This window comes from Streptomyces sp. CO7, from assembly GCF_053474865.1.
This window is the reverse complement of the sequence record NZ_JBRIOU010000005.1, coordinates 380,268-396,929: the sequence shown is the minus strand read 5'-3', so window position 1 is coordinate 396,929 and position 16,662 is coordinate 380,268. Positions and strand designations below refer to the sequence as shown.

Below are 16,662 nucleotides of genomic sequence, written 5' to 3'. Positions count from 1 at the left end.
CTCCTCCACCGCGGCGGGCTCGGCCGGCTCGGTGTCCTTGGCGGCCTCCTGCGCGGCCTCGTAGGCGGCGCGCTCCGGCGTCTGGAACATCGGCTCGGTGAAGACCGGGGCCCGGAAAACGGGGGCGGCGGCCGGACGGCCCTGGCGGCGCGGGGCCTCGCTGTCGGAGCCTCGCGGCGCGGTGAAACCGCCGGCGGGGCGGCGCACGGCACGGCGGCGGGGACGGCGGCCCTCGGCCTCGTCCTCGGCCTGCTCCGCGGCGGGCTCGGCCTTCGCGGCCTTGGGCTCGGCGGCCCTGGTGGCTGCCGCCCTGGTGCCGGCGGCCTTGGTCTCGGCCTTGGTCTCGGCGGCGCTCTCCTCGGCGCGGCGCTCCTCGGCGCGGGCGAGCTCCTCCGCGGACGGGGCGGCGGCCGGGCGGGTGGCACGGCGGCGGGTACGGCGCGGCGCGGCGGAGGTCTCCTCCACGGCGGCGGGAGCCTCGGCGGCGGGGGCCTCGGCCTCGGCGGCGGCCTCCTCCGTCTCCTCGGCCTCGTCCTCCGGCTCCTCGACCGCGGGGGCCTCGGCGGCGGGGGTCTCGACGGGCGTGACGACCTCGGCGGCCTCCGGGGCGCCGGCGGGCGCGGAGGCGCGGCGCACGGCACGGCGGCGGCGCGGGGCCGGAGCCTCCTCGGCGGGCGTCTGGGGCGCGGCGGGGGCCTCGGCCTCGGCCTGCGTCTCCTCGACGGCGGTGTCCTCGTCCTTGGCGACGGCGGCTGCCTGCTCGGCGGCCGACGGCGCGGTGGAGGGGCGCACGGCGCGGCGGCGGGTGCGGCGCGGCGCGGCGGCGGCCTCGTCGGCGGCGGGGGCCTCGGCCTCGGCGGCCGGGGTCTCCGCGGCCGGCTTGTCGGCGGGCTTCTCCGCGGCCGGGGTTTCGGCGGCGGTGTCGGCGCCGGTCTCGCCGGGCGTACCGACGGGCGCCGCGGCGCGGCGGACCGCACGGCGGCGGCGCGGCGCCGGGGCGGCGTCCTCGGCGGCGGGCGTGGCGGCCTCGGCGGCCGGAGCCGGCGCGGACTGCTCCGCGGCCGAGGCCTCGGTGGCGCCGGTGCTGTCCAGGGCGGCTGCCTCGGTGGCGCCGGTGCCCTCGGTGGCCCCGGTCGGCGGACCCGCCGGCCGGGACGCGGCCCTGCGCCGGCGACGCGGCGGCAGGGTGTCGCTGGGGCTGTTGTTCTGTTCGGAACCCTCGTTGGTGGGTTCGGTCGGTCCGAGCATGCGGGCGTATCTCCCGTCAGGCTCCCGGGCGCCGCGCCTGGTCCGGCGGGTACCGGTGACGTCCGCGGCTCGCGCGATGCGCGTCGCCGCCGTCCGGGGCGCGGGCGCCGCACGGGAGCTCTACTAGTCCTGTCTCGCCGGTTCCGTACGCCGATTTGCGGACGGCCTGGCGAAAGTCTTGTGGTGTCGTGCGCGCTGCCCGACCCAGGTGGCTCCCGAGTTCGAGGGCGGCGCTACGGCGTTCGTCCCTACGCGGGACCTTCCGGCGCCGGCGCCTGCGCGGCGGCAGAGGGATCTGCCTCGCGGTCGGGCGCGAGCGGGTCGGTCACCGTGCCGGTCTCTTCGTCGAAGAGCCCCTGCGCCAGCCTGGTCACCGCTGCGGGGACCGGCGGCGCCAGGTCAGCCACCACACGGAGGCCGGACAGGACGTCGTCGGGTCGCACGGCAGGCGTCACGTGCCGAACAACCAGGCGCAGTATCGCACAGGGGTGGTCACCGGGCCCATCGTCGCCACCGGCGGCCCGGGCTTCCAGGCCGACGACGGCGCTGCGGGCGTCGAAGGTACGGACACCGTTCTTGGTCATGCGCTGAACTTCGACGGTCTCGGCCTTCTCGAAGGCCTCGACCGCCCGGGCGGCGTCCTCGTGAGCCACGCCTTCCAGGCGCAGCTCCCACACGGATGCCGTGAGCCGGTCGGCGAGGCCGGAGGTGCGGGCCTGCACCGCGTCGATCACGTCGAGCCCGTCGGGCAGCGACTCGTCGAGCAGCTCACGCAGCTTCTGCGGGTCACGCGGCTCGGTGAGCGCGATCTCCAGGTACTCCGCCTCACTGCCCGTGCCGGTGGGTGCGGCATTGGCGTACGACACCTTGGGATGCGGTGTGAACCCCGCCGAGTACGCCATGGGTACGTCGGCGCGGCGCAGCGCGCGCTCGAAGGCGCGCTGGAAATCGCGATGGCTGGTGAACCGGAGGCGGCCGCGCTTGGTGTAACGCAGTCGGACGCGCTGCACCGCGGGTGCCGGCGGCGGGCCTTCGGGCTGTCGCTTGCCCAGTGCTCTAATCCTTCGTGAGTGCGGTCGTACTGCTACCAAGAGTACGCGCTTCCGGGCCGCCGAGTTCCCGCCGGTCCGCCGTACCCGCCCGCACCGGGGCCTCGCGGGGGGCTCCGAACAGGGCGGTGCGCAGCTCACGGCGCACCTCACGGACCGTCACGCGGGCGACGGCGAACGCCTTCCCGACGGCGCGGCCCGCCTCCCGGAGCACCCGGCCGACCGGGCGCAGCACGGCGTCCCGGAGGAATCGTCCGGCCGGCGCGAGCACCGCCCGGAAGGCCCAGCGGACCGGCTCGACGAAGATCCACCGCAGCAGCGTGGCGAGGAGACGGCCGACCGCCAGGGAGATCCGTCCGGCGATCCGCCAGGCGTGTCCGAGCGCCTCCCCCACCTCACGGGCGACGACCGCGAGCACCCGCCCGACGGCGGTGACCGGCACCACGACGAGCCACCGCAGCAGCCACCCGGCCACGGCCGCGGCGCCCCGAACGGTCCAGGCGATCCCGCGGCCCAGCGGCGCGAGCACCCACCGGTACAGGGCGACGGCCGGGACGACGAGCAGCCACCGCACCAGCCACGCCGCGCCCGCACCGAGCGCGCGCAGCACGGCCCACATCCCGTGGGCCAGCCACCGCCCGGCGTGTCCCAGAGGGGTCAGCACACGCCGGTACAGCCACCGGGCGCCGTCGGCGAGGCGCCGCCCCAGCCACCGCAGGGCATGTCCGGCCGGGGTCAGCACCCACCGGTACAGCAGGACGGCCGGTGCCAGCAGCAGCCACCGCACCAGCCACACCACGACCGTCGCGGCGCCGCGCCCGGTCTCCCGCAGCACCCACCAGGCACCCTCGAGGAGCAGGGCGACACCGCGCCCGATCCCCGCCAGCACCCACCACAGGCCGCGCCCGACCGGCGCGAGGACCCAGCGGTACAGCCACCGGGCCGGCGTCACCAGCAGGACCCGGCCCAGCCAGCTCACGGCGCGCGTGAAGCCGCGCCACACCGGGGCGAGGACGGCGGTCCGGACGAAGCGCCCGGCGACGACCAGCAGGTCCCACACCATCCGCAGCGGCAGCAGCACGACGAGCGCCACCAGCCGCACCGGCAGCCGCACGGCCGCCACCAGGCATCCCTCGTCACGGCGTGCCGCGACGGGTTCCGTCTTCTTCTCCAGGTCCACGTCCTGTCGGACGCGCGGACGGGGCTGCAGGGTGCGTCCTGTGACGGAACCGGTACGTGCGACGCCGCCGGCGGCTCCCGTGCGGGGGCCGGCGACGGCGTCGTGGTGGTGCTGTGGCGTGGCGCGGGCGTCAGTGGCTGTGGCCGTGACCGCCCGGCGCGCCGGCGGGCTGCTTCACCGAGAGGGGGAGCAGCTTCTTGCCGGTGGGGCCGATCTGGATCGACGTGTCCATCGCGGGGCAGACGCCGCAGTCGAAGCAGGGCGTCCAGCGGCAGTCGTCGACCTCGGTCTCGTCGAGGGCGTCCTGCCAGTCCTCCCAGAGCCAGTCCTTGTCGAGACCGGAATCCAGGTGGTCCCAGGGCAGGACCTCCTCGTAGGAGCGCTCGCGGGTGGTGTACCAGTCGACGTCCACGCCGTACGGGGCCAGCGCCTTCTCGGCGCAGTTCATCCAGCGGTCGTAGGAGAAGTGCTCGCGCCAGCCGTCGAAGCGGCCGCCGTCCTCGTAGACGGCGCGGATGACGTCGCCGATGCGGCGGTCGCCGCGGGAGAGCAGGCCCTCGACGATGCCGGGCTTGCCGTCGTGGTAGCGGAAGCCGATGGAGCGGCCGTACTTCTTGTCGCCCCGGATCTTGTCGCGGAGCTTGGTCAGGCGCGCGTCGGTCTCCTCGGCGGAGAGCTGCGGGGCCCACTGGAACGGCGTGTGCGGCTTGGGCACGAAGCCGCCGATGGAGACGGTGCAACGGATGTCGTTGGAGCCGGAGACCTCGCGGCCCTTGGCGATCACGCGGGTCGCCATGTCGGCGATCTGCAGCACGTCCTCGTCGGTCTCGGTGGGCAGGCCGCACATGAAGTACAGCTTCACCTGGCGCCAGCCGTTGCCGTACGCGGTGGACACGGTGCGGATCAGGTCGTCCTCGGAGACCATCTTGTTGATGACCTTGCGGATGCGCTCGCTGCCGCCCTCGGGGGCGAAGGTGAGGCCGGAGCGGCGTCCGTTGCGGGTCAGCTCGTTCGCCAGGTCGATGTTGAAGGCGTCGACGCGTGTGGAGGGCAGCGAGAGGCCGATCTTGTCCTCTTCGTAGCGGTCCGCGAGGCCCTTGGCGATGTCACCGATCTCGGAGTGGTCCGCGGAGGACAGCGACAGCAGGCCGACCTCCTCGAAGCCGGTCGCCTTCAGGCCCTTCTCGACCATCTCGCCGATGCCGGTGATGGAGCGCTCGCGCACCGGGCGGGTGATCATGCCGGCCTGGCAGAAGCGGCAGCCGCGGGTGCAGCCGCGGAAGATCTCCACGGACATCCGCTCGTGCACCGTCTCGGCGAGCGGGACCAGCGGCTGCTTGGGGTAGGGCCACTCGTCCAGGTCCATCACGGTGTGCTTGGAGACCCGCCACGGCACGCCGGAGCGGTTGGGCACCACGCGTGCGATGCGGCCGTCGGGCAGGTACTCGACGTCGTAGAAGCGCGGGATGTACACGGCGCCGGTCTTCGCCAGGCGCAGCAGCACCTCGTCGCGTCCGCCGGGGCGGCCCTCGGCCTTCCAGCCGCGGATGATCTCCGTCATGTCGAGCACGGCCTGCTCGCCGTCGCCGACGATGGCGGCGTCGATGAAGTCCGCGATCGGCTCGGGGTTGAACGCCGCGTGGCCGCCGGCCAGGACGATCGGGTCGCCCAGGCCGCGGTCCTTCGACTCCAGCGGGATGCCCGCCAGGTCGAGCGCGGTCAGCATGTTGGTGTAGCCGAGCTCCGTGGAGAAGGAGAGGCCGAAGACGTCGAACGCGCCGAGGGCGCGGTGGCTGTCCACGGTGAACTGCGGGACGCCGTGCTCCCGCATCAGCGCCTCCATGTCCGGCCAGACGCTGTAGGTGCGCTCGGCCAGGACGCCGTCACGCTCGTTCAGTACCTCGTAGAGGATCTGCACGCCCTGGTTGGGCAGACCGACCTCGTACGCGTCCGGGTACATGAGCGCCCAGCGGACGTCGCACGAGTCCCAGGGCTTGACGGTGGAGTTGAGCTCGCCGCCCACGTACTGGATCGGCTTCTGCACATGCGGGAGCAGAGCTTCGAGCTGCGGGAAGACCGATTCGGACATCCTTGAACCTTCATGAGCGGACTTGGGGTCCCTCCCCCGCCGCGCTGCGGCCACGGGGAGGATGACTCTCAAGCGTACCCGCAGCGCGTCACCGCTTCGTACGACGCCGTCGGACCACCTCGGCCCACCGGTCGGGCAGGGCGGCCTCGGCGAGGGCGGCCTCCTTCTCCTCGCGTCCGTACAGGACGCCCCAGGTGAAGGTGGGCTCCGCGGCCTTGGCGGCGTCATGGGCGAGGGACAGCAGGGCCTCGCGGGCCATCACGCTGTCCTGGTGGTCGCCGAGCGGGCGCTGGAGGGACTTGGCGTCCGCGGCGAGGCGGCGGGCGCGCTTGCCGAGGACGGGGCGGGCGGCCTCGGCGGCGTAGCGCGTGCGCTTGGCCTTCTTGCGGGCCTCGTGCAGGGCGGTGTCGCGCTCGGGGCCCGGCTCGAGCGCGACGGCACGCTCCACCAGGCGGGACAGGCGGCCGAACTCCTTGTCGAGGGCCTTGGCGAAGGGCTTGGCCGGCTTCCCGCGGGCGGCCTTGCGCAGTGGGGGGCCGGCGAGGAAGGCGTCCAGGGCCTGCAGCAGGTCGAGGTAGCGGCGGCTGTCGAGGACGGCGGCGGTCCGGGGCCTCGTCTCGCCGCGGCGGGTGTCGGCCCACAGTTCGAGCCGGTCGCGGACCGGGCCGGTGCGCAGTTCGGCGGGCAGGGCCTGCGCGGCGGCGGTCAGCCGCTCGTCGAGGACCTCGCGGTCCCGGTCGACGCCGAGCTCACGGGTGAGCCAGCGCAGTTCGACGGCGAGCGGGGCGACGGCCTCGCGGTCCAGCAGCGGGCGGTAGGCGCGCAGGGCGGAGCGCAGGCGGCGGGTGGCGACCCGCATGTCGTGCACGGCCTCGGGCAGGTCGCGGCGGACGGCGGGGTCGAGCGCGACGAGCCTCTCGCGCTGTTCACGGAGGTAGGCGAGGAGGTGGTCCCCGGCGGTGACCGGCTTCCCCCGGCGGGGGCCGGGGACGCCGTCGGCGGCGTCGTCGTCGGGAGACGTCTCGACGAGGGCGCGGGCCAGCTTGGACGGGGCGTCGGAGCGGCGGACCCCGGCGCGGCGGAAGCGCTTCTCGACGAGGTCGAGCAGGCCGGGGTCGGCGCCCTCGGCGAGTTCGACCTCGATCTCGGTCCACTGCGCCTCACCGCGGCCGCCGGCCAGTCGCTCGGCGTGGACGGCGTCCGCGCTCGCCTCGGCCAGCAGCCCGCCGTCGGCGTCCCGCAGCTCACGCACGTCCCGTACGGAGCGCAGGCGGACCACGGGGACCACCTCGGCTCCCAGGGTGCGGGAGCGGATCAGCCGGAGCAGCTCGGCGGGCGGCGCGTCGGCGAGCGGGGCGGCGATCTCGTCACGGGTGTCGGGCCCCACCGGGAGCTTGAGGTGCCAGCCGGGCGTGGAGCCGCCGGTGCGGCGGCGCAGGGTGACCGAGGAGGCGGCGAGACGGAGGTCGGGGGTGTCGTAGTACACGGCGTCCAGCTCCATCACGCCCTGGTCCACGACGGCGGCGATGCCGCCCACGTTGGTCAGGTCGGGGAGCCCGCTGTCCCGGGACTCGTACTTCCGCTCGATCTCGCGTGTGGTGTCCGCCATACCGCCGAGGCTAACCGGGCCGCTCCCCCGCCGTCACGGAATCGGCCGGGGCCACCCGCGCGATCCGCGCAGGTCACCCCGGCCGGCGGTGTCGTTCAGGCCGACACGGGCCGTTGCAGGCGGATGGACTGGAGGAGTCCGACCGCGATCCAGACGGCGAACATGGACGAGCCGCCGTAGGACACGAACGGCAGCGGCAGACCCGCCACCGGCATGATCCCGAGCGTCATGCCGACGTTCTCGAAGGCCTGGAAGGCGAACCAGGCGATGATCCCCGCGGCGACGATCGTGCCGTAGAGCTCGGTGGTCTCGCGCGCGATGCGGCAGGCCCGCCACAGCACGACGCCGAGCAGTACCAGTATCAGTCCGGCTCCGACGAAGCCGAGTTCCTCACCGGCGACGGTGAAGATGAAGTCGGTCTGCTGCTCGGGCACGAACTGGCCGGTGGTCTGCGAGCCCTGGAAGAGGCCCGAGCCGGTGAGTCCGCCGGAGCCGATGGCGATGCGGGCCTGGTTGGTGTTGTAGCCGACGCCCGCCGGGTCCAGCTCGGGGTTGGCGAAGGCGGCGAAGCGGTTGATCTGGTACTCGTCGAGGATCCCGAGCTGCCAGACCGCGATCGCCCCGACCGCTCCGGCGCCGATCAGCCCGAGCACCCACCGGTTGGAGGCGCCCGAGGCCAGCAGCACGCCCAGCACGATGACCACCATCACCATGACCGAGCCGAGGTCGGGCATCAGCATCACGATCAGCATGGGCAGCGCGGCCAGCCCGAGCGCCTGCACGACCGTGCGGTGGTCGGGGTACTCGCGGTCGCCCGCGTCGACGCGGGCCGCGAGCAGCATCGCCATCCCGAGGATGATGGTGATCTTGACGAACTCCGACGGCTGGAGCGAGAAGCCGCCGCCGATCTGGATCCACGCGTGGGCGCCGTTGATGGTGGCGCCCAGCGGCGTGAGGACCAGCAGGATCAGGACCACCGACAGCCCGTACAGGATCGGCACCGCGCCGCGCAGGGTGCGGTGGCCGAGCCAGACCGTACCGATCATCAGGGTGACGCCGATGCCGGTGTTCAGCAGGTGCCGGATCAAGAAGTAGTACGGGTCTCCCTGGTTGAGCTCGGTGCGGTTGCGGGTCGCCGAGTAGACCAGCACCGTGCCGATCAGCGAGAGGGCCAGGGCCGACAGCAGTATCGGCCAGTCCAGGCGCCGGGCCGCCGAGTCGCGGGCGAGCAGACGGGCCCAGGCGGACCGCTCGGGCCCGTACCCGGAGACGGAGAAGCTGTTCACGCCGACAGTCATGAGCACCTGCCTCCGGTCGCACGGCGGCGGGAGGAGCGGCGGGTGGCCCGGTTCCCGGTCGCGGTCTGCTCCACCCTGCCCGCCGGCTGTTCGGGCGGCGCGCCTCCCGCGGGGTCGCCGGTGGTCTCGTCCGGCGGGGGCTGGGCCGGGTCGCCGCCGGTCGCGCCGGCCTGCTGTCCCTTCTCGGCCGCGGCCTCGGCGGCCTTCTGCAGCGCCTTCACCGGGTCCTCGTCGATCTTGGGGCTGTCCACCGTGCCGTCGGGGCGCAACTTGGGCAGCTTCTTCTGCGGCTCGGGCAGCAGGGCCCGCTTCTTGTCGATGAAGCCGTCCGCCTGGACGCCGTACAGCGCGTCGTAGATCTTGCGCACGGCCGGGCCGGAGGCCCCGGAACCCGTACCACCCTGGGAGATCGTCATGACGATCGCGTAGTCCTTGGTGTACGTGGCGAACCAGGAGGTGGTCTGCTTGCCGTAGACCTCCGCGGTACCGGTCTTGGCGTGCATCGGGATCTTGTCCTGCGGCCAGCCGCCGAACCTCCAGGCCGCGGTGCCGCGGGTGGCGACGCCCGCGAGGGCCTCGTCCATCTCCTTGAGGGTGGCCTTGCCGACCGGGAGCTTGCCGTTGCGCCTCGGCGCGATCTCCTCGACCGTCTTCCCGTCCGGGCTGATCACGGCCTTGCCGACGGTGGGCGCGTACAGGGTGCCGCCGTTGGAGATGGCCCCGTAGATGGCGGCCATCTGGATCGGCGTGACCAGGGTGTCGCCCTGGCCGATGGAGTAGTTCACCGAGTCACCGGCGCGCAGTTCGTTGCCGCCGTGGCAGTTCTCCCACTCGATGCGCTCGACGTAGTCGCCGTCCTTCTTGCCGTGCTTGCACCAGTAGTCCTTGTTGGCCTCCCAGTACTCCTGCTTCCACTCGCGGTCCGGGATGCGGCCCGAGACCTCGTTGGGCAGGTCGATACCGGTCTCCTCGCCGAGGCCGAACTGGTGGGCGGCCTTGTAGAAGTAGTCGTTGGCCTTCTTCTTCGGCTTGGTGCCGCCGTCCTTCTTCCACTCCTCGTGCGCGAGGCGGTAGTAGACGGTGTCGCAGGAGACCTCGAGTGCCCGGCCGAGGTTGATCATGCCGTGGTTGGCGGACTCGAAGTTCTTGAAGACCTGGCTGCCGATGGAGTAGTCGCTGGAGCACTGGTAGCTGCCGTCGAACGGGTAGCCGGCCTCGACCGCGCCGGCCGTGGTGACCACCTTGAAGATGGAGCCGGGGGCCGCCTGGCCCTGGATCGCGCGGTTGAGCAGCGGGTAGTTGGACTTCTTGCCGGTCATCTTGGCGTAGTCCTTGGCGGAGATGCCGCCGACCCAGGCGTTGGGGTCGTAGTTCGGGTTGGACGCCATGGCGACGACCCGGCCGGTCTTCGCCTCCATCACGACGACCGCGCCGGCGTCCGCCTTGTACTGCTCGTTGGTGTTGCGGTCCCACTCCTGGCGGGCGGCCTTCATCGCCTGGTCCAGTTCGTACTCGGCGACCCGCTGCACGCGGGCGTCGATGCTGGTGACCAGGTGGGAGCCCGGGACTCCGCGGTCGACCTCGGGGTCGCCCATGACGCGGCCGAGGTTGTCCACCTCGTACTTGGTGACGCCGGCCTTGCCGCGCAGCACCTTGTCGTACTGGCGCTCCAGGCCGGAGCGGCCGACCTGGTCGGAGCGCAGGTACGGCGAGTCGGTGTCCTGGGCCTTCTGGATCTCCTCGTCGGTGACGGGCGACAGGTAGCCGAGGACCTGGGCGGTGTTGGAGCCGCCGGGGCTCGCGTAGCGGCGGACCGAGGCCGGCTCGGCGGTGATGCCGGGGAAGTCCTCACCGCGCTCGCGGATCTGCAGGGCCTGACGCGGCGTCGCCTCGTCGGTGATCGGGATCGGCTGGTAGGGCGAACCGTTCCAGCAGGGCTGCGGGGTCTTGGAGTCGCAGAGGCGGACCTTCTCGATCACCTCCTTCGGCTTCATGCCGAGGACGCCGGCGAGCTTGGTGAGGACGCCCTTGCCGTCGTCGTCCATCTTCAGCAGGTCGGTGCGGGAGGCGGAGACGACCAGACGGTTCTCGTTGTCCGCGATGGCCACGCCGCGCGCGTCGAGGATCTCGCCGCGGGTGGCGGGCTGGACGACCTGCTGGACGTGGTTGCCGCTGGCCTCGGCCGCGTACTCGGCGCCGTTGCGCACCTGGAGGTACCAGAGGCGGCCGCCGAGGGTGGCGAGCAGCGAGAGGACCAGGATCTGGAGAACCACCAGGCGGATCTGGACCCGGGGACTGCGCCCCGTCTCAGGGATATTGCTCATGGGCGCAGCCCATTCGGTGAGGGGTGGCGGTCGGGCGACGGGAGGGAGGTGCTCACAGACGCTTCACGCCCTTCAGGCGGGCGCCGACGCGGACCCGGCCGCGGGAGCGGCTGAGGCCGGGGGTGCCGGAGACCAGCCAGCCCGAGCCGGTGGAGGCGCCGCCGCCCGCCGCGGAGGACGAGTCGGCCAGCGGGTCGTTCTCCGCGCGGCGGGCCAGCGCCATCACGCCGGGCACCACGAACGGGGTGAGCAGCAGGTCGTAGAGGGCGGCGGTGAACGCCAGCGAGCCGAGGCCAACGTCGCGGGCGGCGGTGTCGCCGACCAGGGCGCCGACGCCCGCGTAGAGCAGGGTGGAGCCGACCGCGGCGGCGACCACCACGGCCATCGGGCCGACCGCGCTGCGCAGCCGCCCGTTCTCGGGCCGGGCGAGACCGACCAGGTAGCCGACGACGCAGAGCACCAGCGCGTACCGCCCGGCCGCGTGGTCGGCGGGCGGGGCCAGGTCGGCGAGAAGACCGGCCGTGAAGCCGATCAGGGCGCCGCCGGTGTGCCCGTAGACCAGGGCCAGGCCGAGGACGGTGAGCAGCAGCAGATCGGGGACGGCCCCGGGCAGCTGGAGCCTGGCGAGGACGCTGATCTGGATCACCAGAGCGACCACCACCAGGGTGCCGGAGAGCAGGATCCGGTTCAATTTCATGGGTAAATCCCCCCAGTTCCTACTGTTCGTCCTGTTCCTGCTGCGGCTGCTGCCCGTCCTGCTGCCGGGCGCCGTCCTGTGCGGCCTGGCCGTCCTGGCCCTCCTGACCGTCCTCGCCCTCGGGCTTCGCGCCCGGGGTGACGGTGACGGTGACCGTCGGGACGGGCTTCGGCTTGGGCTTGGTCGGCAGCACGCTGTCGCGCGGGTCCTTCCCGGGACCCTGGACGACGACGCCGACGATGTCCAGCTGGGTGAAGCCGACGAAGGGCGTGACGTAGACCGTACGGGTCAGGTCGCCGCCGGCCGGGTCGACGCGCGAGACGACGCCGACCGGAACGCCGGGCACGAAGGGCCTGTCCCCCTGGGAGCCGAAGGTGACCAGGCGGTCGCCCTTCTCCACCTTCGCCTTGCCGTTGAGCAGTTGGACGCGCAGCGGCCGGTCTCCCTGGCCGGAGGCGAAGCCGAGCTCGTCGCCGTCCTCCATACGGGTGCCGACGGTGAAGTCGGGGTCGGTGGCCAGCAGGACGGTGGCCGTCTCGGGACCCACGGTGGTGACCCGACCGACGAGGCCGTCGCCGTTGAGCACCGTCATGTCGCGCGTGATGCCGTCGTTGGCGCCGACGTCCAGCGTGACCGTCCAGGAGAAGCCCTGGGCGGCGCCGATGCCGACCACCTGGGCGCCCTTGATCTTGTACTGGCCGGCCCCGGCGGTGGCCAGCATCTTCTCGAACTGGCGCAGCCTGCTGCGGTCGCGCGTGTCGCTGCCGAGCTCCGCCTTCAGCGCGGCGTTCTCCTGCTCCAGCTCGGTGAGCCGGTCGTGGCGCTCGCCGGAGTCGCGGACGGCGGCGACGGCGTTGCCGACCGGATCGACCGCGGAGGCGACGCCGTTCTCGATCGGGCCGAAGACGGCTGCCGCGGCATGCCGGGCGCCGTCGACGGGTGAGTCCTTCCCACCCCTGATGTCCACCGTGATCAGCGCGAACGCGATCGCGACCAGCAGCACCAGGAGCAGCCGGCTCTCTCGTGTGTCCCTCACGTGCGGCGGCCGTGCCTTCCTTGTCGGAATGGTCGTACGGACTTGCTGTGTCTGTCGTCCTGCTGTGTCTTCCCGCCCCGGCGACGGCGCGTCGGCCGCGCCGTGCCGGAGATGTGCGTTTCCGCCGGAGAAACGCCTGGGCCGGACGCCGGAGTTCCGGGTCCGGCCGAACGTCCGCCGTACGGGTCAGCCCTGTACGGCAGCCGGGTGACGACGTGTCACCCGGCCGGCGTCAGCGACGGGGCTGGGCGTCCAGCACCTGCTGGAGCGCCTCGAACTCCTCGACGCACTTGCCGGAGCCGAGCGCCACGCTGTCCAGCGGGTCCTCGGCAATGTGGATCGGCATGCCGGTCTCCCGGCGCAGCCGCTCGTCCAGGCCACGGAGCAGGGCGCCGCCGCCGGTGAGGACGATGCCCCGGTCCATGACGTCGCCCGAGAGCTCGGGCGGGCACTTGTCCAGGGTGGTCTTGACGGCGTCGACGATCGCGTTGACCGGTTCCTCGATCGCCTTGCGGACCTCCGCGGCGGAGATGACCACGGTCTTCGGCAGACCGGAGACGAGGTCACGACCGCGGATCTCGGTGTGCTCCTCCTTGTCGAGGTCGTACGCGGAGCCGATCGAGATCTTGATCTGCTCGGCCGTCCGCTCGCCCAGGAGCAGCGAGTACTCCTTTTTGACGTGCTGGATGATCGCGTTGTCCAGCTCGTCGCCGGCGACCCGGATCGACTGGGCGGTCACGATGCCGCCGAGGGAGATCACCGCGACCTCCGTGGTGCCGCCGCCGATGTCCACCACCATGTTGCCCGTGGCCTCGTGGACCGGCAGGCCGGAGCCGATGGCGGCCGCCATGGGCTCCTCGATGATGTGCACCTGGCGGGCGCCGGCCTGGGTCGACGCCTCGATGACGGCGCGGCGCTCCACCCCGGTGATACCGGAGGGCACGCACACCACGACCCGCGGTCGGGCGAGGTAGCGGCGCTTGTGGATCTTCAGGATGAAGTACCGCAGCATCCGCTCGGTGATCTCGAAGTCGGCGATCACGCCGTCCTTCAGCGGGCGCACCGCCACGATGTTGCCGGGGGTGCGGCCGATCATCTTCTTGGCCTCGGCCCCGACCGCGAGGATGCCGCCGGTGTTCGTGTTGATCGCGACGACCGACGGCTCGTTGAGTACGATCCCGCGACCCCTCACGTACACCAGCGTGTTGGCGGTCCCGAGGTCGACAGCCATGTCACGGCCGATGAACGACATTGAGTTCCCCATCAGGATTCGTCTGGCCGTCCCACGTTGAGCGTGAAGCCGCTTGCGGTGGGGACGGCAAGGGTGGGTGCTGTGACGTGAAGGCTTGCAAGGCTCTACATCGTAGTCTCGCCCGCCCCCGGACACTGCGCGAGGGTCTCCGCCATTCTCACCAGATGACGGAGGTGTACGCCTGTGGTGACGTGCCGTCGGAGGGAAAGGTTCCCCCAAGCGGGTCCGCCGCCGGCGGGCCGGGCCGGCCGCCGGACAAGGGCGCGACGGTCAGCCGCGGCCGGGGAAGAAGATCTTGATCTCGCGCTCGGCGGACTCCTCGGAGTCCGAGGCGTGGATGAGGTTCTCCCGGGTGATGACGCCGAAGTCGCCGCGGATGGAGCCGGGCTGGGCCTCGATCGGGTCGGTGGGGCCGGCGAGGCGGCGGATGCCCTCGATCACGCGCTCACCCTCGACGATCATCGAGACGACCGGGCCGGAGGCCATGAAGGCGACCAGCGGCTCGTAGAAGGGCTTGCCCTTGTGCTCGCCGTAGTGCTGCTCGAGGGTGCCCTGGTCCAGGGTGCGGAGTTCGAGGGCGGTGATGCTCCAGCCCGCCTTGCGCTCGATACGGCTGATGATCTCGCCGGTCAGGCCGCGACGGACGGCGTCGGGCTTGAGGAGGACAAGGGTGCGCTGCATGCGGGCTCCCGGTGGGGCTGTACGGGTGGGTGATGATCAGGCCCAGAGCCTATCTCCCCCTCACAGCGCCCCCTCACCGAGGGACGCCGACCCGCCGCCCGGCGGGACGCCGCCCCGCCGGGGGCGTGGCGCCCGCGGGGGCGGCAGGAGGCTCAGGCGGCCGGGGCGGCCGCGGCGCGGGCGGCCTTGGCGGCGTCGATCTGGCGGCCGTAGTGGACGGAGGCCCACCACAGCGCGGCGAAGACGACGCCCAGCCCGTACATCATCGGGACCACGAAGCCGGAGGCGATCAGGGCGAGCTGGAGGATCCAGCCCATCGCGACGCCGCCGGGCCGGGTGATCATGCCGCAGAGCAGCACGGACAGCAGCATGCCGATCCCGCACACCGTCCACACCGTCGTCATGGACAGGTCGGGGTTCTTCATGGCGACCAGTCCGGCGAGGCCGATGACGAAGAACTCGCCGATGAGGGTGGAAGCACAGAGGGTACGCACGGGGAAGTCAGCCCTTCCTCAGGAGCAGCCGGGCCTCGCCGACCGTGATGACGGATCCGGTGACCAGTACGCCGCCGCCGGCGAACTCGCCCTCCTCCTCGGCGAGCGTGATCGCCGCCTCCAGCGCGTCCGGCAGCCGCGGCTCGACCTGGACGCGCTCCTCGCCGAACACCTCGACGGCGATCGCGGCCAGTTCGTCGGCGTCCATCGCCCGGTGGCTGGAGTTCTGGGTGATGACGACCTCGGCGAAGATCGGCTCGAAGGCCTCCAGCAGCCCGCGCACGTTCTTGTCGCCGCTCGCGCCGACCACGCCGATCAGCCGGCTGAAGTCGAAGGCCTCGCCGACGGCCTCGGCGGTGACCCGCGCGCCGGCCGGGTTGTGGGCGGCGTCCAGGACCACGGTGGGCGAGCGCCGCACGACCTCCATGCGGCCCGGCGAGGACACCGAGGCGAACGCCCGGCGCACCGTGTCGAGGTCGAGCGGGCCGGGGCGCGCGCCGCCGACGCCGAAGAACGCCTCGACCGCGGCGAGGGCGACGGCCGCGTTGTGCGCCTGGTGGGCGCCGTGCAGCGGGAGGTAGACCTCCTGGTACTCGCCGCCCAGGCCGCGCAGGGTCATCATCTGGCCGCCGACCGCGACCTGCCGCGACAGCACGCCGAACTCCAGGCCCTCGCGGGCCACGGTGGCGTTCTTGCGCACGGACGTCTTGAGCACGACCTGGGCCGCGTCCACCGGCTGCTGGGCGAGCACCACGGTGGCGTCGTCCTTGATGATCCCGGCCTTCTCGGTGGCGATCTCGCCGGTGGTGGAGCCGAGGCGGTCGGTGTGGTCCAGGTCGATGGGGGTGATCACGGCGACGTCGGCGTCGATGACGTTGGTGGCGTCCCAGGTACCGCCCATGCCGACCTCGACGACGGCCACGTCGACGGGCGCGTCGGCGAAGGCCGCGTAGGCCATGCCGGTGAGGACCTCGAAGAAGGAGAGCCGGTACTCCTGCGCCGTGTCGACCATGTCGACGTACGGCTGGATGTCGCGGTAGGTCTCGATGAACCGCTCGGCGCTGATCGGGTGACCGTCCAGACTGATCCGCTCGGTGACGGACTGCACGTGCGGGCTGGTGTAGCGGCCGGTGCGCAGCTCGAAGGCGCCGAGCAGCGCCTCGATCATGCGGGCGGTGGAGGTCTTGCCGTTGGTGCCCGTGATGTGGATCGACGGGTAGGAGCGCTGCGGGTCGCCGAGCACGTCCATCAGCGCGGCGATGCGGCTGACGGAGGGCTCCAGCTTGGTCTCGCCCCAGCGGCCGGCGAGCTCCTGCTCCACCTCGCGCAGGGCCTTGTCGACCTCCGGGTCCTCGGGGCGGGCCGGCACGTCGGCGCTGGGCGGGCCGCCCTGGGTGCGCAGGGTGCGGCTGCCGGCCTCGATCACCGCCAGGTCGGGATCACGCTCGGTCTCCTCCGAGATGATCTCTTCGAAGGCGTCCAGCGGGTCGGGGCGCTCACTGCTGTCGTCCGGGGGGAGCTCACTCACGGGGCCAGTCTACGTTCCGGGTACGACACGGTTCGTCCACGGGCACCTGCCCGGTCCGGCCTGGCCACGGCCCGGGCGCCCGCGCGGTCCGGCCCTGACACGACCCGGTCGCCCGCTCCCGCGTCCCGGCCGCCCTCCCCCGCTGCGGGTCACCCCAGCCAGGCCCTCAGCCGCAGC

The 16,662-nt window shown here is 72.8% G+C and carries 12 protein-coding genes and 1 pseudogene; all 13 read right to left on the bottom strand.

The genetic code is table 11. The features are described 5' to 3' along the window. Positions 1-1,248, bottom strand: a pseudogene (locus tag ACOV8S_RS20225) (Rne/Rng family ribonuclease); the annotation flags it as partial. 248 nt (positions 1,249-1,496) lie between these two features. Then, positions 1,497-2,258 (bottom strand): TIGR03936 family radical SAM-associated protein, encoded by a 762-nt coding sequence (locus ACOV8S_RS20220; RefSeq protein ID WP_448319191.1) that lies wholly within the window; start codon positions 2,256-2,258, stop codon positions 1,497-1,499. Between the two features lie 46 nt (positions 2,259-2,304). Then, complete coding sequence (locus tag ACOV8S_RS20215) at positions 2,305-3,477, bottom strand: hypothetical protein (RefSeq protein WP_448319190.1); 1,173 nt, start codon at positions 3,475-3,477, stop codon at positions 2,305-2,307. Positions 3,478-3,607: 130 nt separating this feature from the next. Next, positions 3,608-5,566, bottom strand: a complete 1,959-nt coding sequence (locus tag ACOV8S_RS20210; RefSeq protein WP_448319189.1) for a TIGR03960 family B12-binding radical SAM protein — start codon at positions 5,564-5,566, stop codon at positions 3,608-3,610. A gap of 88 nt (positions 5,567-5,654) precedes the next feature. Then, on the bottom strand, positions 5,655-7,175 hold the full coding sequence (locus tag ACOV8S_RS20205) for a CYTH and CHAD domain-containing protein (RefSeq protein WP_448319188.1): 1,521 nt from the start codon (positions 7,173-7,175) through the stop codon (positions 5,655-5,657). 95 nt (positions 7,176-7,270) lie between these two features. Beyond that, positions 7,271-8,473 (bottom strand): rod shape-determining protein RodA, encoded by a 1,203-nt coding sequence (gene rodA, locus ACOV8S_RS20200; RefSeq protein WP_448319187.1) that lies wholly within the window; start codon positions 8,471-8,473, stop codon positions 7,271-7,273. Beyond that, positions 8,470-10,797 (bottom strand): penicillin-binding protein 2, encoded by a 2,328-nt coding sequence (gene mrdA / locus ACOV8S_RS20195; RefSeq protein WP_448319186.1) that lies wholly within the window; start codon positions 10,795-10,797, stop codon positions 8,470-8,472. The genes rodA and mrdA overlap by 4 nt, the downstream gene beginning before the upstream one ends. Before the next feature lie 52 nt (positions 10,798-10,849). After that, complete coding sequence (gene mreD, locus ACOV8S_RS20190) at positions 10,850-11,494, bottom strand: rod shape-determining protein MreD (protein WP_448319185.1); 645 nt, start codon at positions 11,492-11,494, stop codon at positions 10,850-10,852. Between the two features lie 19 nt (positions 11,495-11,513). Then, positions 11,514-12,530: a rod shape-determining protein MreC gene (gene mreC / locus ACOV8S_RS20185; protein WP_448319184.1), complete on the bottom strand. Its 1,017-nt coding sequence runs from the start codon at positions 12,528-12,530 to the stop codon at positions 11,514-11,516. A gap of 232 nt (positions 12,531-12,762) precedes the next feature. Further along, positions 12,763-13,782: a rod shape-determining protein gene (locus tag ACOV8S_RS20180; protein ID WP_351116634.1), complete on the bottom strand. Its 1,020-nt coding sequence runs from the start codon at positions 13,780-13,782 to the stop codon at positions 12,763-12,765. 270 nt (positions 13,783-14,052) lie between these two features. After that, the gene (gene ndk, locus ACOV8S_RS20175) at positions 14,053-14,463 is read right to left on the bottom strand and encodes a nucleoside-diphosphate kinase (RefSeq protein WP_108955325.1); all 411 of its coding nucleotides are present in this window, start codon (positions 14,461-14,463) and stop codon (positions 14,053-14,055) included. A gap of 152 nt (positions 14,464-14,615) precedes the next feature. Next, positions 14,616-14,957: a DUF4233 domain-containing protein gene (locus ACOV8S_RS20170; RefSeq protein ID WP_448319183.1), complete on the bottom strand. Its 342-nt coding sequence runs from the start codon at positions 14,955-14,957 to the stop codon at positions 14,616-14,618. Between the two features lie 7 nt (positions 14,958-14,964). Further along, the gene (folC, locus tag ACOV8S_RS20165) at positions 14,965-16,485 is read right to left on the bottom strand and encodes a bifunctional tetrahydrofolate synthase/dihydrofolate synthase (RefSeq protein WP_448319182.1); all 1,521 of its coding nucleotides are present in this window, start codon (positions 16,483-16,485) and stop codon (positions 14,965-14,967) included. Between the last annotated feature and the right edge of the window lie 177 nt (positions 16,486-16,662).